Origin of the sequence: Streptomyces sp. NPDC046870 (assembly GCF_040704595.1) — a bacterium.
GTDB classification, from domain to species: domain Bacteria; phylum Actinomycetota; class Actinomycetes; order Streptomycetales; family Streptomycetaceae; genus Streptomyces; species Streptomyces argyrophylli.
In genome coordinates, this window is the sequence record NZ_JBEYXM010000009.1 from 107,614 (window position 1) to 129,987 (window position 22,374).

The following is a 22,374-nucleotide window of genomic DNA, read 5'->3' on the forward strand; positions in this document are numbered from 1 at the left end:
GGGTGGACGGGAGGGACGGAGAGGGTCAGCCGCTCACCGTGAGGTTGGACGAGCCGCTGCTCTGGTAACCCTCGGTGGCGAGGATCATGTAGTAGCTGAAGCTGCCCAGCCGCATGCCGTAGCGGGCCCAGGCGTCGAAGTGGTTGCCGGTGGTGATGGTGCCGCCGGTCCTCTTGGACTGCCGGACGCTCCAGTACTGGTTGAAGGTCTTGGTGCCCTCCACCGAGGGGGCGTTGTACCGCGTCGTCTGGTAGACGTCGTACGTGCCGCCGTCGCTGGTGACCGTGCCCTTGTACGTTCCGGTGGGCCGGTAGTTGCCCCAGTTGTCGACGATGTAGTACTCGACGAGCGGGTTCGAGGTCCATCCGTACAGCGCCAGGTAGCCGTTGCCGGACGGGTAGAAGCTGCCCGAGTACTGCACGTTCCTGCGTCCGCCGTTGCTCCAGCCCTTGCCGGCGACGAAGTTGCCGCAGTTCGTCCACGAGGTGCTGTAGTTGCCGCCGGAGTTGAGGGTCATCGAGACCGAACCGCCGCCGTCGGTCCAGAAGGAGTAGTAGAAGCCGTTGTTGGTGCCGGTCTGGTTGGTGGTGATGACCGTGGCGGCGTCGGCGGTGCCGGGCAGCAGCAGCCCGGACGCGGACGTGGCCAGCGCGAGCGCGCCGGCGCGGTTGATGAAGCCCCTCCGGCTCATCGGGCGGGTGAGGGCGTGCTCCATGTCCATGGTTCCTCCTGGGTGAGGTGGGTTGTCATGTTCGCGCCATACGCCTTGGCCGGGCCGTCCCCAGGGGAGGGAGGGCTCGATTGCTGGAGAGTATGGGGCGGGTGGGAAAGAGCGGTCAATGCGTCTGTTTCCGAAACTTCATCGAAACTTGACGGCTAACTACGGGGTGTATAGCCGAAAGTTTCGAGGCGGAGTGACGGCCTGGCTCGAATGACTCTCGGCACGGTGGTTGACGCGGAATTGACGCCTGTCTAGCGTGACGCAACGCTCGTCAGGTGCTGCGAAACTTGCGAACCGTCCCAGGAGTTGCCCGTGAACCTGTCCCGCTCCCTCGCGGCCGCCGCCTCGGCCTGCTGCCTCGTCCTGCTCCCCCTCGCCGCCGCGAGCCCCGCGAGTGCCTCCGGGGGCGCCGCGGTCCCGGACCGTCCGCTGCGCCGGCTCGCCGCCGACGACCACCTGCGGGTCGGCACCGCCGTCGACATGTCCGCGCTCACCGACGACGCCGCCTACCGCCGGCTCGCGGGCTCCGAGTTCTCCACCGTCACCCCGGAGAACGTGATGAAGTGGGAGGCGATCGAGCCCCGCCAGGGGGAGTACGACTACGCGGCCGCCGACCGTCTGGTCGACTTCGCGCGCAAGCACGGCCAGAAGGTGCGCGGCCATGTCCTGGTCTGGCACAACCAGTTGCCGTCCTGGCTCACCTCCGGCGACTTCGGCGCCGACCGGCTGCGCGAGATCCTGCACCGCCACATCACCGACACCGTCCGGCACTTCAGGGGCAAGGTCTGGCAATGGGACGTGGTGAACGAGGCGTTCAACGAGGACGGCACCCTGCGTGACACCGTCTGGCTGCGCGAGCTCGGCCCCGGCTACATCGCCGACGCCTTCCGCTGGGCGCACGAGGCCGACCCGCACGCCCTGCTGTTCTACAACGACTACAACACCGAGTGGACGGGCCCGAAGAGCGACGCCGTCTACGAGCTGCTCAGCCGTCTGCGCGCGGAGGGCGTCCCCGTCGACGGGGTCGGCTTCCAGGGGCACCTCGGCATCCAGTACGGCCTTCCCACCGGCATGGCGGCCAACTTCGCCCGCTTCGACAGGCTCGGGCTGGCCACCGCCGTGACCGAGGCGGACGTGCGCATGCCCCTGCCGGCGGACCCGGACAAGCTCGCCACGCAGGCCGAGGGCTACCGCCTCCTGCTCGACGCCTGCCTGCGCGCCCGCCACTGCGTCTCGTTCACCGTCTGGGGCTTCACCGACGCGTACTCCTGGGTCCCCGGCACGTTCCCCGGCGAGGGCGCCGCGAACCTGTACGACGAGGAGTACCGCCCGAAGCCGGCGTACCGCGCGCTCCAGTCGCGACTGGCGGGCCGGGCTCGGGCCGGGGGTGCCGAGTAGCACGCCCGGCCGCACGACTGCGACCCGGCACGGCGGACGATGCGCCGGTACCGCGGTGTGGCGTGCCCGCGTGCCCGCGTGCCGGGGCGGTCGTGGGGCGGGCGGGGCAGCTCGCGCCGGAACGGGGGTGAGTTCGGCCGGAACGGGGTGAGGGCCCTCCCGGACCCTGCCGGCCGCCGGACGGCCTCCGCGTACCGCGCCGGCGGAACCGGCGCCCCGCCGTGCCGGAGCCCTCAACTCCTCGCGGGTGGTGCCGTGCTCTGCCGTATCACCAGGTGCGTGGCCAGTTCGATGCGCAGGGCCGCCTTCCTGGTGTCCTTCGGCCGCAGCAGCATCCGGGCCGCCTCCTCGGCCATGCGCTGGAGCGGTTGTTGCACGGTGGTCAGCGGCGGGCTCGACCAGCGGGCCGGCGGTACGTCGTCGTAGCCGACCACCGACAGGTCCCCGGGTACGCTCAGGCCGAGGACCCGGGCCGCCTCCAGGACGCCCAGCGCCTGGAGGTCGCTGCCGGCGAAGATCGCCGTGGGACGGTCGGGCCGCCGCAGCAGGTCCATGGCGTGCTCGAAGCCGCCCTGGACGTGGAAGTCGCCGAACCGCACCAGGCCGGGGTCCGGTTCGTGACCGGCCATCGCCATCGCCGAGCGGTACCCGTCCAGCCGGGCCAGTGAGCACATCAGGTCCTCCGGGCCGGTGATGATGGCGACGCGTTCGTGTCCCTGGTCGGTGAGATGGCGGGTGGCGGCGACTCCGCCGGCCCAGTTGGCCGAGCCCACGGACGGGACGTCGGGGTCGGGATCGCCCGCCGGATCCACGATGACGAACGGAATGGCCCGGGAGCGCAGTTGGCGCTTCACGTCCTCCGGCACCGTGGAGAAGACCAGCAGCACCCCGAGGGGCCGGCGGCGCAGCACGCCCCCGATCCACTCGGGTCCGGGAGCCTGCCGGGTCCCGCTCTCGGTGAGCGCCACGGTCGCGTCGTTCTGCTTGGCGACGTTCTCCACCCCGCGGATGAGTTCCATCGCCCAGACGCTCTCCAGCTCGTGGAAGACGATCTCGATGAGCGGGGCCTGCGGCTGTCCCGGGGTGCGCCGGCGGTAGCCGTGGGTCTCCAGCAGACGTTCGACCTTGGCACGGGTCGCGGGGGACACATCCGAACGACCGTTGAGGACCTTCGAAACTGTCGGCAGCGAGACGCCGGCTTCTCGCGCCACGGCTGCCAGGGTGACTCTCCGACCGACCTGGGCTTCTTCAGGCATGGCCGCAGCATAGGCCACTCGGCCGGATAACGGTTTGGCCGAGTAGGTGCACGACCGTTGACCCTTTCCACCCTCCGCTCCTACTGTCCAGCGCATGACTTTCGGGTCTAGAGCCGAAACTTTCGGAAGGCGGATGATCATGCGTACACGGATGCCCCGGGTGCTCGCCTGCGGTGCGACGCTCGCGCTGGCGGCGAGTCTCGCCGCTTGCGGGAACGGCAGCGGCGGGGGTTCCTCGAACGACGGCAAGATCCATGTGCTGGTGTACGGGGACGCCAGCAACAAGGTCGAGAAGCAGATCGTCGACACGTTCAACAAGACGTCGAAGGTCAAGGCCGTCCTCGACACCATCCCCGGCGCCGACTACCAGCAGAAGCTGCAGACGATCATCAACACGCCCCAGGCGCCGGACGTCTTCTTCAACTGGGGCGGCGGCAGCATCCAGCCTTTCGTCAAGGCCGGGCTGCTGATGCCGCTGGACGACTTCGTCAAGAAGGACCCGAATCTCGACGACAAGTTCCTGCCCAGCGTCTACAACAGCGCGGTGGTCGACGGCAAGCCGTACGGCATCCCCATGCGCGGCACGCAGCCGGTGCTGCTGTTCAGCAACAAGAACGTGCTCGACAAGGCACATGTGAAGCAGCCCCAGACCTGGGACCAGCTGATCGACGCCGTCAAGAAGCTCAAGTCCGCGGGCGTCACCCCCATCGCCCTCGGCGGCGGTGACCAGTGGCCGACGCTGATGTGGTTCGAGTACGTCTACGACCGTGTGGCGGGCCCGGAGCTGTTCCAGAAGGCCCTCGGCGGCGACAAGGACGCCTGGGCGAGCGCGGACAGCAAGAAGGCGCTCGGCATGCTCAAGGAACTGGTCGACACCGGCGCCTTCGGCAAGAACTACGACTCGGTGAAGTACACCAACGGCGCCTCGCCCGCGCTGGTGGCCCAGGGCAAGGCCGGCTTCGAGCTGATGGGGTCCTGGTACTACGCGCAGCAGCAGCAGGACGCGAAGGACTTCGCCGCCAAGGGGCTCGGCTACGGCACGTTCCCGACGATACCCGGCGGCAAGGGTGACCCGACCGACGTCGTCGGCAACACCAACAACTTCTACTCGGTGCTGAAGAAGACCAAGCACCCCGAGGCGGTCGCCGACTTCCTGAAGCTCATGTACTCCGACGAGTTCGTCAAGGCCCAGATGGCCATCGGCAACCTGCCCACCACCACCAACACCCAGAAGTTCCTGGACACCTCCGCCAGCCCCGAGTACTCCCGCTTCCAGTACGACCTGGTCGCCAAGGCCAAGTCCTTCCAGCTGTCCTGGGACCAGGCCTTCCCGCCGTCGGCCATGACGCCGATCCACCAGGCCGTCCAGCAGTTCTTCAACGGACAGCTCGACGCGGACGGCTTCGTCAAGGCCATGCAGGCCCTCCCGACCGAATGAACCGCTCATGACCACACAGCTCACGAGCGCTCCGCCCTCCGCCGTGCCTTCCGGGAAGGCCCGGCGGCGGCCGGAGGACTCCTACTCCGCACGCGGCACGCGCCCCGGCTTCGGCTGGGCGCTGCCCGCCACCCTGTTCTTCGCCCTCTTCGCCCTCGCACCGCTGATCATGGTGGCGGTGCTGTCCTTCATGAGCTGGAACGGCCTGGGGTCACCGCAGTTCGTCGGGACGGACAACTGGAAACGCATCCTCGACGACCCCGTCATGATCAAGAGCATCTGGCTGACCCTGCTGCTCACCGCCCTGGGCGTGGCCATCCAGACCCCGCTGAGCATCGTGCTCGGCGTCTGGGCCGCGGGACACCAGCGCAACCGCGCCGTCCTCTCGGCGATCTACTTCATCCCGCTGCTGCTGTCCTCCACCGCCGTGTCGGTGCTCTGGCGGGCGCTGCTCGACCCGAACTTCGGCATCCCCGCGCGCATGACCTGGCTGTTCGGGGACGGCAACCTGTTCGGTGAGCAGGCCTCGGCCATCGGGGTGCTGGCCTTCGTCAGCACCTGGCAGTTCACGCCGTTCCACACGCTGATCTACCAGGGCGCCGCCCGGGCGATCCCGCCGGTGCTGTACCAGGCGGCGGAGATCGACGGCGCGGGACGCTACCGCCAGTTCTTCCACATCACCCTGCCGCAGCTGCGCAACTCGATCGTCACCTCGATGATCCTGATGATCGTCGGCGGGCTCACCACGTTCGAGACCGTGCTCATCCTGACCCAGGGCGGACCGGGCACCGACACCACGATCAGCGCCTACTACATGTACCAGAAGGCCTTCAAGGGCTTCGACTTCGGCGCCGGTTCGGCCATCGCCCTGTGCCTGGTCGTCGCCGCCACGGTGGTCTCACTGATCGTCGTCCGCGTCTCCGGCTACGACAAGATGCGCAGCGACATGGAGGGGGTGTCATGAGGGGCCGCCCCAACCACCTGGCCGGAGCGGGCTCGATCGTCTGGCTCGTCCTGGTGGGACTGCCGCTGTACGTGATGCTCGCCGCGACCCTGCGCACCCGGCAGGACTACGCGAAGAAGGGCCCGCTCTCCTTCCCCGGCGACTTCACCCTCGACAACTACACCGGGGCGTTCGACTCGGGCTTCGGGCAGTACTTCCTCAACACCATCATCGTCACCGTCTGCGTCGTCGCCGTGGTGCTGCTGCTCGTACCGCCCCTGGCCTACGCGATCGTACGCAGCCGCAGCCGTGTCACCTCGCAGATCTTCCGGCTGTTCCTGCTGGGCCTCGCCATCCCCGCCCAGGCCGTCATCGTGCCGATGTTCTACCTGATCAGCGAGGCGGGCCTGTACGACAACCTCCTCGGCGTCATCCTGCCCACGGCCGCGTTCTGCCTGCCGATGTCCGCGCTGATCCTGAGCGGTTCCATGCGCGACATCTCCCCGGAGCTGTTCGAGGCCATGACGGTGGACGGAGCGACCCCGCGGCGGATGTTCTTCCAGCTCGTCGTGCCGCTCTCGCGCGGCGGCCTGTCCACGATCGTGGTGTTCTCCGCGCTCCAGGCATGGAACGGCTTCCTGTTCCCGCTCGTCCTGACCCAGTCCGACTCGACCAAGGTCATCACCCTGGGTCTGTACAACTTCCAGACCGAACACGGGATCGACATCCCCGGCCTGCTGGGAGCCGTGACGCTGTCCATGGTGCCCGTCCTGCTCGTCTACCTGTTCGCCCGCCGCGCCCTCGTCCAGGGCCTGATGGGCATGGGAGGAAAGTGACCACCAACGTGGCCGTAGAGACCACCCCCGAGATCCCCCTCTGGAACGACCCGACCCAGGACATCGGCACCCGGGTGTCCGCCCTGATCGCCGCGATGACCCTCGAGGAGAAGATCGCCCAGCTGTACGGCGTGTGGGTCGGCGCGTCCGACGAGGGCGGCGAAGTCGCCCCGCACCAGCACGACATGGAGGAGGCCGTCGACCTCGACGCGCTCCTGCCGGCCGGGCTCGGCCAGCTGACCCGCCCCTTCGGCACGGCGCCCGTCGACCCCGCGCTCGGCGCGCTCTCGCTGCTGCGCACCCAGACCCGGATCGCCGCCGCGAACCGCTTCGGGATCCCCGCCCTGGCCCACGAGGAGTGCCTGGCCGGGTTCGCCACCTGGGGCGCCACCGCCTACCCCGTCCCGCTGTCCTGGGGCGCCACCTTCGACCCCGCCCTCATCCGCCGGATGGCCGCCGCCATCGGCCGCGACATGCGGTCCGTCGGCGTCCACCAGGGCCTCGCGCCCGTCCTCGACGTGGTGCGGGACGCCCGCTGGGGCCGCGTCGAGGAGACCATCGGCGAGGACCCCTACCTCGTCGGCAGCATCGGCACCGCCTACGTCCAGGGCCTGCAGTCCGCCGGAGTCGTCGCCACGCTGAAGCACTTCGCCGGCTACTCCGCCTCCCGCGCCGGGCGCAACCTCGCCCCTGTCGGCATGGGCCCGCGCGAACGGGCGGACGTCCTGCTGCCCCCCTTCGAGATGGCGGTGCGCGAAGGCGCCGCCGACTCCGTCATGCACGCCTACACCGACACCGACGGGATGCCCTCGGCCGCCGACGAGGACCTGCTCACCGGGCTGCTCCGGGACACCTGGGGCTTCGAGGGGACGGTCGTCGCCGACTACTTCGGCATCGCCTTCCTCAGCACCCTGCACGGCGTCGCCGGTGACTGGGCGGACGCGGCGGGCACGGCCCTGCGCGCGGGCGTCGACGTGGAACTGCCCACCGTCAAGACGTTCGGCGCGCCCCTCGCCGAGGCCGTCGCCGCCGGCCGGGTCCCGGAGGCGCTGATCGACCGCGCGCTGCGCCGGGTCCTCCTGCAGAAGGCCCGGCTGGGCCTGCTCGACGCGGACTGGAACCCGGTCCCGGCCGCCCTCGGCGGAGCGGACCTGGACGACCCCGACGCCCTGCGCGGCACCGTCGACCTGGACACCGCCGAGAACCGGGAACTGGCCCGCACGGTCGCCGAGGAAGCGGTCGTCCTGCTGCGCAACGACGGCACCCTGCCCCTCGGCCGGCCGCACCGCATCGCCCTGATCGGCCCCAACGCGACCGAGGCCACGGCCGTACTGGGCTGCTACTCCTTCCCCCAGCACGTCGGCGTGCACCACCCCGGGACCCCGCCCGGCATCGACCTGCCGACCCTGGAGGACGCCCTGCGGCGCGAGTTCCCCGACGCGGAGTTCACCGTCGTGCGCGGCACCGGCGTGGACGACGGTGACGTCCTCGGCATCGCCGAGGCCGTCGACACCGCGCGCCGGGCCGACGTCGTCGTCGCGGCGCTCGGCGACCGCGCGGGCCTCTTCGGCCGGGGCACCAGCGGCGAGGGCTGCGACGCCGAGTCCCTGGCCCTGCCCGGCGCCCAGCAGCGCCTGCTCGACGCGCTGCTCGACACCGGCACACCCGTGGTGACGGTCCTGCTGGCCGGCCGGCCCTACGCCCTCGGCCGTGCCGTGGACGAGGCCGCCGCGATCGTGCAGTCCTTCTTCCCCGGGGTGGAGGGCACCACGGCCATCGCCGGCGTGCTCAGCGGCCGGACCAACCCGTCCGGACGGCTGCCCGTCAGCGTGCCCCGCGGTACCGGCGGCCAGCCCGCCGGCTACCTCGGCGCCCGGCTCGCCCAGGCCAGCGACGTGTCCAACATCGACCCCACGGCGGCCTTCGCGTTCGGACACGGCCTGTCCTACACGTCCTTCGAGTGGGGCGGGCTGACGGTGGACCGGCCGGAGGCGGACACGGACGGCGCGTTCCTGCTCGCCCTGACCGTGCGCAACACCGGCGAGCGGGAAGGCACCGAAGTCGTCCAGCTCTACCTGCACGACCCGGTCGCCTCCGTCGTCCAGCCGGTGCAGCGCCTCGTCGGCTACGCCCGCGTCCCGCTCGCCCCGGGCGAGGCCCGCCGGCTGCGCGTCACCGTGCCGGCCGATCTGGCCTCCTTCACCGGCCGCGACGGGCGCCGGGTGGTCGAACCGGGCGAACTGGAACTGCGGCTGGCGGCCTCCAGCAGCGACGCCCGGCTGACGGCGAAGGTCACCCTGACCGGCGCCGCACGCCAGGTGGACCACACCCGCCGGTTCCACGCGCTCTTCGAGCAGGAGCCGGCGCACCCCGCGCTCTGACGCGCCCCGCGCCGTGGCCCGCTCCCCGAACCGACGGGGAACGGGCCACGGCGCTGTCAACACCGCCGGGCGAGGCGACGGCGGACAGGACCTCCTCGCCCGGGTGCGCCCTGGCCTCGACGTTCCAGCCGTGCGGGGTGAGCACCCGTCCGACCCGGTCGGTGAGCCGGGGGACGTCCCGCCCGGTCCCTCCCTGACGTCGTGTGCACTTCCGCGCACATAGAGGACCCCGCCGTCCCGCTCGCGGAGACCGTCGAGGGCTTCGGCGCGCTCGTCGCCGAGGTCACCGTCGGCCTGCTCGGCGTCAGCAACCACGCCGTGTGGCGGCCCGGACGGCAGCCTCGGCGGCGCCGACGCCCAGCTGCTGAACTACCTGCGGTCTGAGCCGCAGTTGCCCCTGGTGGCCTGCTCACCGCTGCTCACCGGCGCCTACACCCGCGCCGACAAGCCGCTGCCGCCGGACTACGACCACCCCGGCACCCCGGCCCGGCTCGCGGTGCTGCGCGAGGTGGCCCGGGAGACCGGGGCGACCGTCAACCAGGTCGTGCTCGCCTGGCAGCTGAGCGGTGAACTGCCCGTGATCCCGCTCGTCGGCGCCTCCTCGGTGGCCCAGCTCGAGGAGAGTCTCGCCGCCGTCGACCTGGAACTCACCGGGGAACAGCGCGCCCGGCTGGACGCGGCCCACTGAGCCGCGCCGCCTCCCGGACGTCAGGCGCGGCTCACCGGCCGCGCGGTTCGCGCACGACGGCCACGTCACCGGGTGCGACGGTGACCGTGCCGGACGTCTCCTTGCCGGTCAGCAGCTCGAACGAGCCCTCCGCCACCGCGACTTCGGCGCCCTGCCCGCTGTGGTCGATGACGAACAGGTAGTCCGCCTCCGGGCCACGCCGGCGGGCCACCTCCACCCCGGGCGGGGCGGTCCGCACCGGAGCCACGCCCGCCTCCTCGCGGACGCGGTCCAGCAGCGCGGCCAGGGTGGCCGGGTCCGGCAGGGTGGCCAGGTACCAGGCGGACCCGGTGCCGTGCGCCAGCCGGGTCACCGCCGGGACGCCCGCCAGGGGCCCGTCGGCGTACGAGGCGACCGCCTCGGCGCCCGTCAGCCGCAGCCGCTCCGACCACAGGGAGCCGGTCGCCCCGTCCGGCACGGCACCGGTCAGTGCGACCGGTTCCCCGGGCAGCAGCGGGAACGGCTCGTCGGAGCGGACGCCCAGCACCTCCCGGAACGCCCCGGGGTAACCGCCCAGCCGGGCATGGCAGTTCTCGTCGACCGCCCCGCTGTGGAAGCCGACCGCCAGGGTGCCGCCGCCGTCGGCGTACGAGGTGAGGTTGGCGGCGCCCGCCTCGTCGACCAGGTAGAGGTTGGGTGCCAGCACCAGCCGGTAGCCGGTCAGGTCCGCCTCCGGCCGGACGAAGTCCACGGCCACGCCCGACCGCCACAGCGGCTCGTACCAGGCCCGCACCAGGTCCAGGTAGCACAGCTCGCCGCTCGGCTGGGAGGGGAGTTCCAGGGCCCAGCGGGCGTTCCAGTCCCACACGATCGCGACCTCGGCGGTGCCGGTGCTGCCGCGCACCTCGGCCAGTGCCTTCAGGTCGGCGCCGAGGCGGACCACGTCCCGCCAGATCCGGCTGTCCGTCCCGGCGTGCGGCACCATCGCCGAGTGCCACTGCTCGGCACCCGCCTTCGACTGGCGCCACTGGAAGTAGGCGATGCCGTCCGCCCCGTGCGCCACGTGGGCGAGCGCGTCCCGGCGCAACTGGCCGGGATTCTTGGCGCGGTTGACGGGCTGCCAGTTCACCGCGCCGGTCGAGTGCTCCATCAGCAGCCACGGGCCGTTCGCGAGCGCACGCGTCAGGTCGCCGCTGAGCGCGATGTCGATCTGCGGTTCGGGGTCCGTGGACCGCAGGTAGTGGTCGTTGGAGACGAGGTCCAGCTCGGGGGCCCAGCGCCAGTAGTCCAGGGCGTCGAAGCTGAAGTTCACCATGAAGTTGGTGGTCGCCGGCACCGTGGGCGCCGCCGCCCGGAGCACGTCCCGTTCCGCCGTGTACAGCGACAGCAGTTCGTCGGAGCAGAACCGCCGCCAGTCCAGCTGGTGCGTCGGGTTGGACACGGCGCCGGTGGCGCGCGGCGGCAGGACCTCCTCCCAGTCGTAGTACCACTGGGACCAGAACGCCGTGCCCCAGGCGTGGTTGAGGGCCGCCAGGTCGTCGCCGTAGCGGTCGCGCAGCCAGCGCCGGAAGGCCGCCGCGCTGGTGTCGCAGTAGCAGGCGGCGTTGTGGCAGCCGTACTCGTTGTGCACGTGCCACATGCGGACGGCCGGGTGGTCCGCGTACCGCGCGGCGAGCGCGCCCGCGATGCGCAGCGCGGCCTGCCGGTAGGCGGGGCTGGACGGGCAGAACGTCTGGCGGCTGCCGTAGGAGAGGGTACGGCCGTCCCGGTCGGCCGGCAGGGCCTCCGGGTGGGCCCGGAAGAACCAGGCCGGCGGCGCCGCCGTGGGCGTGGCCAGGTCGGCGGCGATGCCGTTCTCGTGCAGCAGGTCCAGGATCTTGTCCAGACGCGAGAAGTCGTACACGCCCTCGGACGGCTCCAGCAGCGCCCACGAGAAGATGCCGACGCTGACCAGGTTCACCCCGGCCTCGCGCATCAGGCGCATGTCCTCGGCCCACACCTCCTCGGGCCACTGCTCGGGGTTGTAGTCGCCGCCGTAGGCGATGCCGGGGACGGACAGGGTGCGCTTCACGGTGTTCTCTTTCGGGTGCGGGCCCGTCAGCCCTTGTTGGAGCCCAGGGTCAGGCCGCTGACGAACTGGCGCTGGAGCACGAAGTACACGACCAGGGTGGGGATCGCGGTCAGCAGGGCGCCGGCGGCGACCAGGTTGGGGTCGGTGAAGTACTGCCCGGAGAGGTTGTTCAGCGCCGAGGTGATCGGCATGTTCTCGCCGGTGGAGATCAGCACGAGGGCCCAGAAGAAGTCGTTGTAGATCCAGATGGACAGCAGGGTCGCCAGGGCCGCCATCGCCGGCTTGCACAGCGGCAGCGTGATCTGCCAGTACAGCCGCCACACCGAGGCGCCGTCGACCAGCGCGGCCTCGGTCAGCTCGTGCGGCAGCGAGCGCATGTAGTTGCTCAGCACGAACGCGCAGAAGCCGGACTGGAACGCCACGTGGATCAGGACCAGGCCCAGCGCGGAGTCGTACAGCTTGCCGCTCGCGGTGATGCCCGGCAGGTCGGTGAGCAGGTACAGCCGGTACAGCGGGGTGATGATGACCTGCTGCGGCAGCAGGTTGCCCGCCGTGAAGACCAGCAGCAGCGCCAGGTTGACCCGGAAGTCGAAGCGGCTGACGTAGAAGGCGACCATCGACGACAGGAACAGCGTCAGCAGTACGGCCGGCACCGCGATGATCAGCGTGTTGCCGAAGTAGTGCAGCATGTCCGACTGCTGGAACGCGTTGGTGAAGTTGTCGAAGTTCAGCGTGTCCGGCCAGGACACGTAGCCCTTGGCGCTGGTCTCGCTGTACGGGCGCAGGGCCGAGAAGACCGCCCAGAGCAGGGGCGCCAGCCAGGCGAGGGCGGTGCCGGCGAGGAAGACGTGCAGCAGGATCCGGGCCGGCCGGACGGGGGTACGCCGCTTCCCCAGGGCGCTCACGGTGCTCATGCGCGCCGCTCCTTCCGGAAGGTGGCGATCAGGTACGGGATGATGACGGCGAGGGAGATCACCAGCAGGACGACGGCGATGGCGGAGCCGTATCCGATGCGGCTGGACTCGCCGATGATGTTGTTGGTGACCAGGATCGACAGCAACTCCGTGCCCTGAGCGCCCTTGTTGAAGACGAAGACCAGGTCGAAGGCGCGCAGTGCCTCGATGATGGTGACGACGAGGACGACCGTGTTGGTCGGGCGCAGGGTCGGGAAGATGACGTTCTTGAACGTCTGCCACTCGTTGGCGCCGTCCAGCGCGGACGCCTCCCTGAGCGACGGGTCGACGCTCTTCAGACCGGCCAGGTAGAGGATCATCATGTAGCCGGTGTGCCGCCAGGACGCGGCGATCAGGACGGCCCACAGGTTGAGGTCGGGGTCGCCGATCCAGTCGATGTAGTGACCGGGCTTGTTGGCGCCGATGATGCTGTTGATCAGGCCCGTGTCCGGGTTGTAGACCAGCTGCCAGACGAAGCCGATGCACGCCATCGAGATGACGACGGGCAGGAAGTACGCGGTCTGGTAGACGCGGCTGAACCGGATCCGCTTGTCGAGCTGGACGGCGAGGAACAGGCCGAACGGCGTCGGGATGAGGATCAGCACGACGAACCAGATGACGTTGTGCTGGACGGCGGGCCAGAACTGCGGGTTGTCGCTGAAGAGCTGGTGGAAGTTGTCCAGGCCGACCCATTTGATCGAGTCGAACCCGATGCCGTCCCAGGTGGTGAAGGCGAGGAGGATCGAGGCGAGGGCCGTGAACCAGACGAGGATCACGTGCAGGACGGTCGGCACGCCCGCCATGAGGGCGAGCGTGAACCGGTCACGGCGGGTCAGCAGGCGCCGGTGGCCCCGCGAGACCCGCTTCTTCTCGGGCGCGGCCCCCGGAGCCGGCACGGCCGCCGGCTCCGGGGTCTTCGTCGTCGTGTCGGTGCTCATCGGGCCGCTCACGAGGACGCGAAGATGGTCTTCTTCTGGCGCTCGATGGACGACAGCAGACCGTCCACGCCCTTGGGGTTCTGGAGGAACTTCTGCAGGCCCGGCTGCATCACCGTGGAGGTGAAGTCGGGGCGGCTGTCGCGGTCCATGAACTGGGTGAGGCTCTTGGCGCTGCCGATCATCTCGAACGCCTTCTTCTGGAGCGCCGAGTAGGAGGAGGTGTCGGCCTTGCCGGAGGCGGCGACCACGCTCGGGTCGGTCTTCAGGTACAGCTCCTCGGCCGCCGGGCTGCCCAGGTACTCCAGCAGCTTGACCACACCCGCGTGGTTCTTCGGGGACTTGCTCACCATGAAGCCGTCGGTCGGCGCCTCGACGGTGTCCTGGCCGTACGCGGAGTTGATCTCCGGGAAGGCGAAGAAGTCGAGGTCGTCCAGGTCGGCCTTGTTGGTGAACTGCTGGGCCACGAAGGAGCCGAGGAGGTACATGCCGGCCTTCTTGGCCACCAGCGTCTGCGCGGCGTCCTGCCAGGTGCGGCCCATGAAGCCGTCCTGGTGGTAGGGGAGGATCTCGGCCCAGTGGTCGAAGACGTCCTTCACCTTGGCGTCGGTCCAGGACGCCTTGCCGGCCATCAGCTGGACGTGGAAGTCGTAGCCGTTCAGGCGGAAGTTGATCTGGTCGAAGGTGCCCATCGCCGGCCAGGCGTCCTTGTCGCCGAAGGCGATCGGGACCAGGCCGTCCTTCTTCATCTGCTTGCACAGGGCGACCAGGTCGTCCCAGGTGGCCGGGACCTTGTAACCGTGCTGCTGGAAGACGCTCTTGCGGTAGAAGACCGCCCACGGGTAGGTGGTCAGCGGCACGAAGTAGTACTTGCCGTCCGCGCCCTTGCTCAGCTTCTTCATCGCCTCGGGGAAGTTGTCCCCGATCTTCGCCCACACGTCGTCGATCGGGCTGGCGAGGCCCTTGGCCGCGAAGAACTGCATGCGGTATCCGGCGAACCAGTTGAACACGTCGTCCGGCGTGCCCTGCAGATACGAGTTGATCTGCTCCTGGAAGGTGTTGTGGTCCTTGGTGTTGACGTCGACGCTGATGCCGGACTGCTTCTTGAAGGCCGCGTAGACGCTCTCGTAGGCCTTCTTGGGCACCGCGTCGGAGGCGTTCGAGCCCAGGGAGACGGCCTTCGGGTCGGACCCGGAACCGCTGCCTCCGCAGGCGGACAGCAGGGGTATGCCGGCGCCTGCGAGCAGGGCGGCACCGCCCGCTCCGCGCAGCAGGGAACGGCGGCTGGGACCCGGGACGGAGAGACCGGAGGGCGAGAGGCGCATGGCGGCTCCTGATGCATACCAGGGTTCGGCCAAGGGGATGAGTTGATCACCGAAAAGTTCGAAACCGCTCAGAAACCAACTCGACCGAACATCGTGGGCGTAATAACAGCCCCATGTCCGCTCATGCGTCAATAGCTCCGGTCGCACTGAGGTGTCTCTTGCCCGAAACGTAATCGTCACCGTCACCTGCGCTGTTGACGGCGACGGGACGCAGCGGCCCCCACGGCTCGGGCGGCCGCGGGGGCGTGTGTGAAACAGATCGTTCCGTTTCAGCTCCTGACCAGCAGTTGGAAGTCGAAGGCGTACCGGGACGCCCGGTAGACGTGGCTGCCGTGCTCCACCGGCCGGCCCGCGTCGTCATAGGCGGTGCGCCACATGGTGAGCAGGGCCGCTCCCTCCGGCTCCTCCAGCAGGGCGCCCTCCTCGGCGCTCGCGGCGCGGGCGCCGATGGACTGGCGGGCGCTGTGCAGGACGATCCCGGCCGCGCGCAGCATCCGGTACAGGCCCGTGGACTCCAGCCGCCCGGTCTCGAGTTCGAGCAGCGAGGCGGGCAGGTGGTTGCGCAGGAACGCCACGGGCCGGCCGTGCGTGCTGCGCAGCCGCTCCAGTACGACGACCTCGGCACCCTCCGGGAGCCCGAGGGCGGCGGCCACGTCGGCGGGCGCCTCGATCCGCTCGTTGCGCAGCACCCGGGTGGTCGGGCCCTGTCCGGCCGACTCCAGGTCGTCGTAGAGGCTGCTGAGTTCCAGCGGGCGTCTGACCTGACTGTGCACCACCTGCGTGCCGACCCCGCGGCGGCGCACCAGCAGTCCCTTGTCGACCAGGGACTGGATCGCCTGGCGGACGGTGGGCCGGGACAGCCCGAGCCGCACCGACAGGTCGACCTCGTTGCCGAGCAGGTTTCCCGGCACCAGCACGCCGCGCTGGATGGCCGCCTCCAGCTGCCGGGCGAGCTGGTAGTACAACGGAACTGGGCTCGACCGGTCCAGGGCGAAGGTCACGGGATCCAGCGCGCGATCACCCGGTGCCGTTCGCTGCGGGGTGCGGTGTACTGGGCTCATGGCTCCCAGGTGTATGTCCCGGCGCCGAAGGTGTCAATGCTTTGTACTTACATTCGGACCTGCTTGTGAAATGATGTCTTAACAAAGTATTGACAGCGGGCTCGACAGAGGCTTGTATCCCGTCCCAACGCAACAGCGTCCTTGCCCCGTCGCACGCACAGTGAGGTGCTGGAAAGATGGACCGCTCTTCTCGTCCCCGCTCCCGCAGACTGGCCCCCTTCGTGGCGGTGGCCGCCGCGGCAGCCCTCACCCTCGCCGGCTGCTCCAGCGGTTCCGGCGGCAAGAAGGCCGAGGAGGAGGCGGCGAACCCCTCCGCGGGCAAGGCCGACACCCCCCGCATGACCGTCGCCCTCGTCACCCACCAGGCGCCCGGCGACACCTTCTGGGACACCGTCCGCAAGGGTGCGGAGGCCGCGGCGGCCAAGGACAACATCAAGCTGATCTACTCCGCCGACCCGAACGCCGGCACCCAGGCCAACTACGTGCAGAACGCCATCGACCAGAAGGTCGACGGCATCGCGGTCACCCTGGCCAAGCCCGACGCGATGAAGGGCGCCATCGCCAAGGCCGAGCAGGCCGGCATCCCGGTGGTCGGCCTCAACTCCGGACTGAGCGACTGGAAGAAGCTCGGCCTGCTGGAGTTCTTCGGGCAGGACGAGAGCGTGGCGGGCGAGGCGTTCGGCAGCAAGCTCAACACCACCGGCGCCAAGAAGATCGTCTGCGTGATCCAGGAACAGGGCAACGTGGGCCTCACCCAGCGCTGCGACGGCGTGAAGAAGACGTTCAAGGGCACCACTGAGACCCTGTACGTGAACGGCACCGACATGCCGTCGGTGAAGTCGACCATCACGGCCAAGCTCAAGCAGGACAAGTCCGTCGACACGGTCGTCACCCTCGGCGCCCCCTTCGCGCTGACCGCCGTGCAGTCGGTCGGCGACGCGGGCAGCAAGGCGAAGGTGGCCACCTTCGACCTCAACAAGGAACTGGTCAAGGCGGTGCAGAAGGGCACCATCGAGTTCGCCGTCGACCAGCAGCCCTACCTCCAGGGCTACCTGGCGGTCGACTCGCTGTGGCTCTACAAGAACAACGGCAACTACAGCGGCGGCGGCGAGCAGGCCGTGCTCACCGGCCCGGCCTTCGTGGACAAGTCCAACGTCGACAAGGTCGCCGGGTTCGCCGCGAAGGGCACCCGGTGATGAGCATGACCCAGCAGGCTGAGCCGGCGGTCGGCGGGCCGCCGGCGTCCGGCCCGAAGCAGACCGACGGCCGCACCGCCCGGCGCCCGCCGGCCCTCCGGCTGCTGGCCCGGCCCGAGGTGGGTGTCTTCCTCGGCGCCGTCGCCGTCCTGGTCTTCTTCCTGATCGCGGCGCCGCCGGTGCGCGACGGCAGCTCGATGGCGAACATCCTCTACCAGTCCTCGACCATCGGCATCATGGCCCTCCCGGTGGCCCTGCTGATGATCGGCGGGGAGTTCGACCTCTCCTCCGGCGTCGCCGTGATCTCCTCGGCGCTCACCGCGAGCATGCTCAGCTACCAGCTCACCGTGAACGTGTGGACCGGCGTGATCGTCGCCCTGATCGCGTCCCTCGCGATCGGCGCCTTCAACGGCTGGATGGTGGTGAAGGCCGGGCTGCCCAGCTTCCTGGTCACCCTGGGCACCTTCCTGATCCTCCAGGGCACCAACCTCGCCGTCACCAAGCTCGTCACCGGCAACGTCGCCACCGACGACATCAGCGACATGGACGGCTTCGACCAGGCCCGGAAGATCTTCGCCTCCTCCTTCGACGTGGGCGGGGTCCAGGTGAAGATCACCGTGATCTGGTGGCTGGTCTTCGCGGCCCTCGCCACCTGGGTGCTGCTGCGCACCAAGTACGGCAACTGGATCTTCGCGGTCGGCGGCAACAAGGACAGCGCCCGCGCGGTCGGCGTCCCGGTGAGGTTCACCAAGATCACCCTGTTCATGCTGGTCGGCTTCGGCGCCTGGTTCGTCGGCATGCACAACCTGTTCTCGTTCAACACCGTGCAGTCCGGCGAGGGCGTCGGCCAGGAGCTGATCTACATCGCCGCGGCCGTCATCGGCGGCTGCCTGCTCACCGGCGGCTACGGTTCCGCGATCGGCCCGGTCTTCGGCGCCTTCATGTTCGGCATGGTGCAGCAGGGCATCGTCTACGCCGGCTGGAACCCCGACTGGTTCAAGGCCTTCCTGGGCGTGATGCTCCTCGGCGCCGTCCTGATCAATCTGTGGGTCCAGCGCACGGCGACCCGGAGGTAAGCGATGACCGACAACACCACGGGCACCCACGGCGCCGTCCTCCAGGACGGCGCCCCCGCCCCCGACGGGCTCCTGGTCGAACTCCGCGGCGCCGGCAAGTCCTACGGCAACATCCGCGCCCTGCACGGCGTCGACCTGAAGGTCCACGCCGGCCGGGTGACCTGCGTGCTCGGCGACAACGGCGCCGGCAAGTCCACCCTCATCAAGATCATCTCAGGGCTGCACCAGCACACCGAGGGCGAGTTCCTCGTCGACGGAGAACCGGTGCGCTTCAGCACCCCGCGCGAGGCCCTGGACAAGGGCATCGCCGCCGTCTACCAGGACCTCGCCACCGTCCCGCTGATGCCGGTGTGGCGGAACTTCTTCCTCGGCTCCGAGATGACCAAGGGCCCCTGGCCGCTGCGCCGGCTCGACATCGCCCGCATGAAGGAGACCGCCGACCAGGAACTGCGCAACATGGGCATCGTCCTGGACGACCTGGAACAGCCCATCGGCACCCTCTCCGGCGGCCAGCGCCAGTGCGTCGCCATCGCCCGCGCCGTCTACTTCGGCGCCCGCGTCCTCATCCTGGACGAGCCCACCGCCGCCCTCGGCGTCAAGCAGTCCGGTGTGGTGCTGAAGTACATCGCCGCCGCCCGCGACCGCGGCCTCGGCGTCATCTTCATCACCCACAACCCCCACCACGCCTACATGGTCGGCGACCACTTCAGCGTCCTGCGCCTCGGCACCCTGGAGCTGAGCGCCGAACGCAGCGACATCGGCCTCGAAGAGCTGACCAACCACATGGCCGGCGGCGCCGAACTCGCCGCGCTCAAGCACGAGCTGGCCCAGGTGCGCGGTGTCGACGTGGACGAACTGCCCGAGGACGGCGACCTCGGCGCACCCGTGGCGACCTCCCCGGAAGGAACCCCCTGATCATGGCGCACCCCACCCCGCTCGACCGCATCCGGGTCGGCTCCGCCCCCGACTCCTGGGGCGTCTGGTTCCCCGACGACCCCCGGCAGGTGCCCTGGGAACGCTTCCTCGACGAGGTCGCCGAGGCCGGCTACGACTGGATCGAACTCGGCCCCTACGGCTACCTCCCCACCGACCCGGCACGGCTCGCCGACGAGGTGGCCAAGCGGAACCTGAAGGTCTCGGCGGGCACCGTCTTCACCGGCATGCACCGCGGCCCCGCCGTCTGGGAGGAGACCTGGGCGCACGTCAGCCAGGTCGCCGCGCTCACCCAGGCGATGGGCGCCCGGCACCTGGTCGTCATCCCCTCCTTCTGGCGCGACGACAAGACCGCCGAGATCCTGGAGCCGCCCGAGCTGACCGCCGGGCAGTGGGCCCACCTGACCAAGGGCATGGAACGGCTCGGCCACGAGGTCAAGGAGACCTACGGCCTCGACATCGTCGTGCACCCGCACGCCGACACCCACATCGACACCGAGGAGCACGTCGAGCGCTTCCTGGACTCGACCGACAGCGAGCTGGTCAACCTCTGCCTGGACACCGGGCACTACGCCTACTGCGGCGGGGACAGCGTCAAGCTGATCGAGACCTACGGCGAGCGCATCGGGTACCTGCACCTCAAGCAGGTCGACCCGGACGTCCTCGCCGAGGTGGTCGCGGGCGGTGTGCCGTTCGGGCCGGCCGTGCAGCGCGGGGTGATGTGCGAACCGCCCTCCGGCGTCCCGGAGCTGGGGCCGGTGCTGGAGGCGGCGCAGAAGCTGGGCGTGGAGCTGTTCGCGATCGTCGAGCAGGACATGTACCCGTGCGAGCCGGACAAGCCGCTGCCGATCGCGGTACGCACCCGGCACTTCCTGCGGTCCTGCGGGGCCTGAAGGGGGCTGAGGGGCCGCCCGCTCCACCGGAACCGGGCCGCGGTGCCGACGACCGCGCCCCGGTTCCTGCGCTGTTCCGGGGGATTCGCCCGCCGGGCGGCCGGGAACCAACGGGGACACGCGGACGTCTGACCCACCACGGGGAACGCCCGCGCGGACGGGAGGACGAGATGACACACCGTACGGACGCCCACACCACGGACCAGGACCCGGCCGACGCCGCCGCCCGGCGCCGCGACCGCTACGGCGCGCTGCCGGAGCGGATACGCCCGCAGGACACGGTGGAGACGAAGCCGGCGACGGCTCCGGACCCGGCGCGGGACACCTACAACCCGGACGAGTGGCTGATCCGGTACTGCGGCTGAGCGACACGCCGACGGCGCCGGGCACGTGCCCGGCGCCGTCGCCGTGCGCTCAGGCCGCCCGTACCTCCGCGAGCGTCACCGGCCGGTGCTCGTGCAGGGACAGCGTGCAGGCCTCGGCGATCCAGCCGGCCTCCAGGGCGTCCTCGACGGTGCACGGCGAGGTCCGGGTGCCGGCCACGACCTCGGTGAACGCGGTCAGCTCGGCGCGGTAGGCGTCGGTGAAGCGGTCCATGAAGAAGTCGTGCGGGGTGCCGGCGGGGAAGGTGACACCGGGCTCGACCGAGCGCAGCGGCAGTTTGTCGTCCAGACCGACGGCGATGGAGTCGGCGAAGCCGTGCAGTTCCATGCGCACGTCGTAACCGCGCTTGTTGTGCCGGGAGTTGGACACCACCGCGATCGTGCCGTCGTCCAGGGTCAGGACGGCGCCGGTGGTGTCGGCGTCGCCGGCCGCCTTGATGTAGTCGGCGCCCCGGTTGCCGCCGACCGCGTACACCTCGGTGACCTCACGGCCCGTCACCCAGCGGATGATGTCGAAGTCGTGCACCGAGCAGTCACGGAAGATCCCGCCGGACGCGGCGACGTAGGCGGCCGGCGGCGGCGCCGGGTCCAGGGTCGTGGAGCGGACCGTGTGCAGCATGCCCAGCTCGCCGGCCCGCACGGCGGCCCGCGCGGCGACGAAGCCCGCGTCGAAGCGCCGGTTGTAGCCGATCTGGATCGGCACGCCGCTGCCCTGCACGGCCTTGAGGACCTCGACGCCCTCGCTCATGGTCCTGGCGACGGGCTTCTCGCAGAAGACCGGGACGCCGGCCTCGACGCCGGCCAGGATCAGGGCGGGGTGGGCGTCGGTGGCCGCCGCGACGACCAGGCCGTCCACGCCGGCCGCGAGGAGGGCCTCCGGCGAGTCCGCGACCTGTGCCCCGAACCGCTCGGCGGCGGCCTTGGCGGCGTCCGCGAACGGGTCGGCGACGACGAGCGACTCGACGGCGTCCAGCCCGGAGAGGGTCTCGGCGTGGAAGGCGCCGATGCGGCCGAGGCCGAGGATTCCGATACGCATGCGGTGCTGCTCCTAGTGTTGGTGCTTGAGGATCCAGGGCCTCTCGTTTGGATCATGCCGGGCTCGCTGATCCGGCCTGATCAAAACGGAAGACCCTAGTCGAGGCCGCCGAGCACGTTCTGGTCCCAGTCGATCACCGAGCCGGTGACCACCCCCGACCGCTCCGACAGCAGGAAGACCACGAAGTCCGCGATTTCCTCCGGCCGGCCGAGCCTGCCCATCGGCAGCCGGGCCGCCGCCTGCTCCCGCCAGTCGTCGCCGGCGCCGTGGAAGGCCCGCTGGGTGGCGTCCTCGCCCTCGGTCGCGGTCCAGCCGATGTTGAGCCCGTTGATCCGGATGCGGTCCCAGCGGTGGGCGTGCGCCGCGTTCCGGGTCAGGCCCGCCAGGCCGGCCTTGGCGGCGACGTACGGCGCGAGGAACGGCTGTCCGCCGTGCGCCGACGAGGTGATGACGTTGACGATCGTGCCGGGCGCCTTGCGGGCCGTCATGTCGGCGACCGCCGCCTGCATCGCGAAGAACGGGCCCTTCAGGTTGACCGCGATGTGCGCGTCGAACAGTTCCGGCGTGGTGTCCAGCAGCGTGCCCCGCGAGGTCAGCCCGGCCGAGTTGACCAGGCAGTCGATCCGGCCGTACGCGTCCACGACCTGGGCGACCGACGCCTTGGCCTGTCCGGCGTCCGCCAGGTCGGCCCGCACGTACCTGGCCTCGCCGCCGGCCGCCGACAGCTCCGCCACCAGTGCCTCGCCCGGCTCCGGGCGCCGCCCGCTCACCGCGACGACGGCGCCCTCGCGGACGGCGGCCCGCGCGACCGCGGCCCCCACGCCCTGACTGCCGCCGTTGACCAGGACGACCTTGTCGTCGAGAAGTCCCAT

The 22,374-nt window shown here is 70.3% G+C and carries 19 protein-coding genes and 1 pseudogene; 11 read left to right on the forward strand and 9 right to left on the reverse strand.

Annotated elements, in window-relative coordinates; genetic code table 11:
- Positions 1 to 25 precede the first annotated feature (25 nt).
- A complete protein-coding gene (locus tag AB0946_RS21195; protein WP_366762171.1) occupies positions 26 to 721 on the reverse strand; it encodes a glycoside hydrolase family 11 protein in 696 nt (231 codons plus the stop codon).
- A 312-nt stretch (positions 722 to 1,033) separates the two neighbouring features.
- Between AB0946_RS21195 and AB0946_RS21200 the strand changes: the two genes are divergently transcribed.
- Positions 1,034 to 2,119 carry an endo-1,4-beta-xylanase gene (locus AB0946_RS21200; RefSeq protein WP_366762172.1) on the forward strand — a complete coding sequence of 362 codons (1,086 nt, stop codon included), beginning with the start codon at positions 1,034 to 1,036 and terminating at the stop codon, positions 2,117 to 2,119.
- A gap of 233 nt (positions 2,120 to 2,352) precedes the next feature.
- On the opposite strand, the gene AB0946_RS21205 is transcribed toward AB0946_RS21200, so the two are convergent.
- Complete coding sequence (locus AB0946_RS21205; protein WP_366762173.1) at positions 2,353 to 3,375, reverse strand: LacI family DNA-binding transcriptional regulator; 1,023 nt, start codon at positions 3,373 to 3,375, stop codon at positions 2,353 to 2,355.
- Between the two features lie 133 nt (positions 3,376 to 3,508).
- On the opposite strand from AB0946_RS21205, the gene AB0946_RS21210 reads away from it, so the two are divergent.
- From AB0946_RS21210 to AB0946_RS21230, 5 genes and pseudogenes are all read left to right on the forward strand, one after another.
- On the forward strand, positions 3,509 to 4,813 hold the full coding sequence (locus AB0946_RS21210) for an extracellular solute-binding protein (protein WP_366762174.1): 1,305 nt from the start codon (positions 3,509 to 3,511) through the stop codon (positions 4,811 to 4,813).
- Positions 4,814 to 4,820: 7 nt separating this feature from the next.
- Positions 4,821 to 5,777 (forward strand): sugar ABC transporter permease, encoded by a 957-nt coding sequence (locus AB0946_RS21215; RefSeq protein WP_366762175.1) that lies wholly within the window; start codon positions 4,821 to 4,823, stop codon positions 5,775 to 5,777.
- Positions 5,774 to 6,592 carry a carbohydrate ABC transporter permease gene (locus AB0946_RS21220; protein ID WP_366762176.1) on the forward strand — a complete coding sequence of 273 codons (819 nt, stop codon included), beginning with the start codon at positions 5,774 to 5,776 and terminating at the stop codon, positions 6,590 to 6,592. The genes AB0946_RS21215 and AB0946_RS21220 overlap by 4 nt, the downstream gene beginning before the upstream one ends.
- Positions 6,589 to 8,973 (forward strand): glycoside hydrolase family 3 N-terminal domain-containing protein, encoded by a 2,385-nt coding sequence (locus tag AB0946_RS21225; RefSeq protein WP_366762177.1) that lies wholly within the window; start codon positions 6,589 to 6,591, stop codon positions 8,971 to 8,973. The genes AB0946_RS21220 and AB0946_RS21225 overlap by 4 nt, the downstream gene beginning before the upstream one ends.
- Positions 8,974 to 9,186: 213 nt before the next feature.
- Positions 9,187 to 9,661 (forward strand): annotated as a pseudogene (locus AB0946_RS21230) (aldo/keto reductase); the annotation flags it as partial.
- Between the two features lie 31 nt (positions 9,662 to 9,692).
- Here AB0946_RS21230 and AB0946_RS21235 read toward each other — a convergent pair.
- From AB0946_RS21235 to AB0946_RS21255, 5 genes are all read right to left on the reverse strand, one after another.
- Positions 9,693 to 11,711 carry a beta-galactosidase gene (locus AB0946_RS21235; RefSeq protein ID WP_366762178.1) on the reverse strand — a complete coding sequence of 673 codons (2,019 nt, stop codon included), beginning with the start codon at positions 11,709 to 11,711 and terminating at the stop codon, positions 9,693 to 9,695.
- A gap of 26 nt (positions 11,712 to 11,737) precedes the next feature.
- The gene (locus tag AB0946_RS21240) at positions 11,738 to 12,625 is read right to left on the reverse strand and encodes a carbohydrate ABC transporter permease (protein WP_014676266.1); all 888 of its coding nucleotides are present in this window, start codon (positions 12,623 to 12,625) and stop codon (positions 11,738 to 11,740) included.
- Complete coding sequence (locus AB0946_RS21245; RefSeq protein WP_366762179.1) at positions 12,622 to 13,602, reverse strand: sugar ABC transporter permease; 981 nt, start codon at positions 13,600 to 13,602, stop codon at positions 12,622 to 12,624. Before AB0946_RS21245 ends, AB0946_RS21240 begins: the two co-directional genes overlap by 4 nt.
- 8 nt (positions 13,603 to 13,610) lie before the next feature.
- A complete protein-coding gene (locus tag AB0946_RS21250; protein ID WP_366762180.1) occupies positions 13,611 to 14,924 on the reverse strand; it encodes an extracellular solute-binding protein in 1,314 nt (437 codons plus the stop codon).
- 269 nt (positions 14,925 to 15,193) lie between these two features.
- Positions 15,194 to 15,985: a GntR family transcriptional regulator gene (locus AB0946_RS21255; RefSeq protein ID WP_366762181.1), complete on the reverse strand. Its 792-nt coding sequence runs from the start codon at positions 15,983 to 15,985 to the stop codon at positions 15,194 to 15,196.
- 176 nt (positions 15,986 to 16,161) lie between these two features.
- Here AB0946_RS21255 and AB0946_RS21260 point away from each other — a divergent pair, with 176 nt between their 5' ends.
- The 5 genes from AB0946_RS21260 to AB0946_RS21280 all read left to right on the forward strand — a co-directional run bounded on the left by AB0946_RS21260 (position 16,162) and on the right by AB0946_RS21280 (position 20,448).
- Positions 16,162 to 17,181, forward strand: coding sequence for a sugar ABC transporter substrate-binding protein (locus AB0946_RS21260; protein ID WP_366762182.1), 1,020 nt, complete (start codon positions 16,162 to 16,164; stop codon positions 17,179 to 17,181).
- Entirely contained in the window at positions 17,181 to 18,257 is a 1,077-nt protein-coding gene (locus AB0946_RS21265) for an ABC transporter permease (RefSeq protein ID WP_366762183.1), read from the forward strand. The genes AB0946_RS21260 and AB0946_RS21265 overlap by 1 nt, the downstream gene beginning before the upstream one ends.
- A gap of 3 nt (positions 18,258 to 18,260) precedes the next feature.
- On the forward strand, positions 18,261 to 19,172 hold the full coding sequence (locus AB0946_RS21270; RefSeq protein ID WP_366762184.1) for an ATP-binding cassette domain-containing protein: 912 nt from the start codon (positions 18,261 to 18,263) through the stop codon (positions 19,170 to 19,172).
- 2 nt (positions 19,173 to 19,174) lie between these two features.
- Positions 19,175 to 20,083 carry a sugar phosphate isomerase/epimerase gene (locus tag AB0946_RS21275; protein WP_366762185.1) on the forward strand — a complete coding sequence of 303 codons (909 nt, stop codon included), beginning with the start codon at positions 19,175 to 19,177 and terminating at the stop codon, positions 20,081 to 20,083.
- Positions 20,084 to 20,253: 170 nt separating this feature from the next.
- The gene (locus tag AB0946_RS21280) at positions 20,254 to 20,448 is read left to right on the forward strand and encodes a hypothetical protein (protein WP_366762186.1); all 195 of its coding nucleotides are present in this window, start codon (positions 20,254 to 20,256) and stop codon (positions 20,446 to 20,448) included.
- 49 nt (positions 20,449 to 20,497) lie between these two features.
- Here the strand turns inward: AB0946_RS21280 and AB0946_RS21285 are convergent, their stop codons facing one another.
- Complete coding sequence (locus AB0946_RS21285; protein ID WP_366762187.1) at positions 20,498 to 21,502, reverse strand: Gfo/Idh/MocA family oxidoreductase; 1,005 nt, start codon at positions 21,500 to 21,502, stop codon at positions 20,498 to 20,500.
- A gap of 95 nt (positions 21,503 to 21,597) precedes the next feature.
- Positions 21,598 to 22,374 (reverse strand): SDR family oxidoreductase, encoded by a 777-nt coding sequence (locus AB0946_RS21290; protein ID WP_366762188.1) that lies wholly within the window; start codon positions 22,372 to 22,374, stop codon positions 21,598 to 21,600.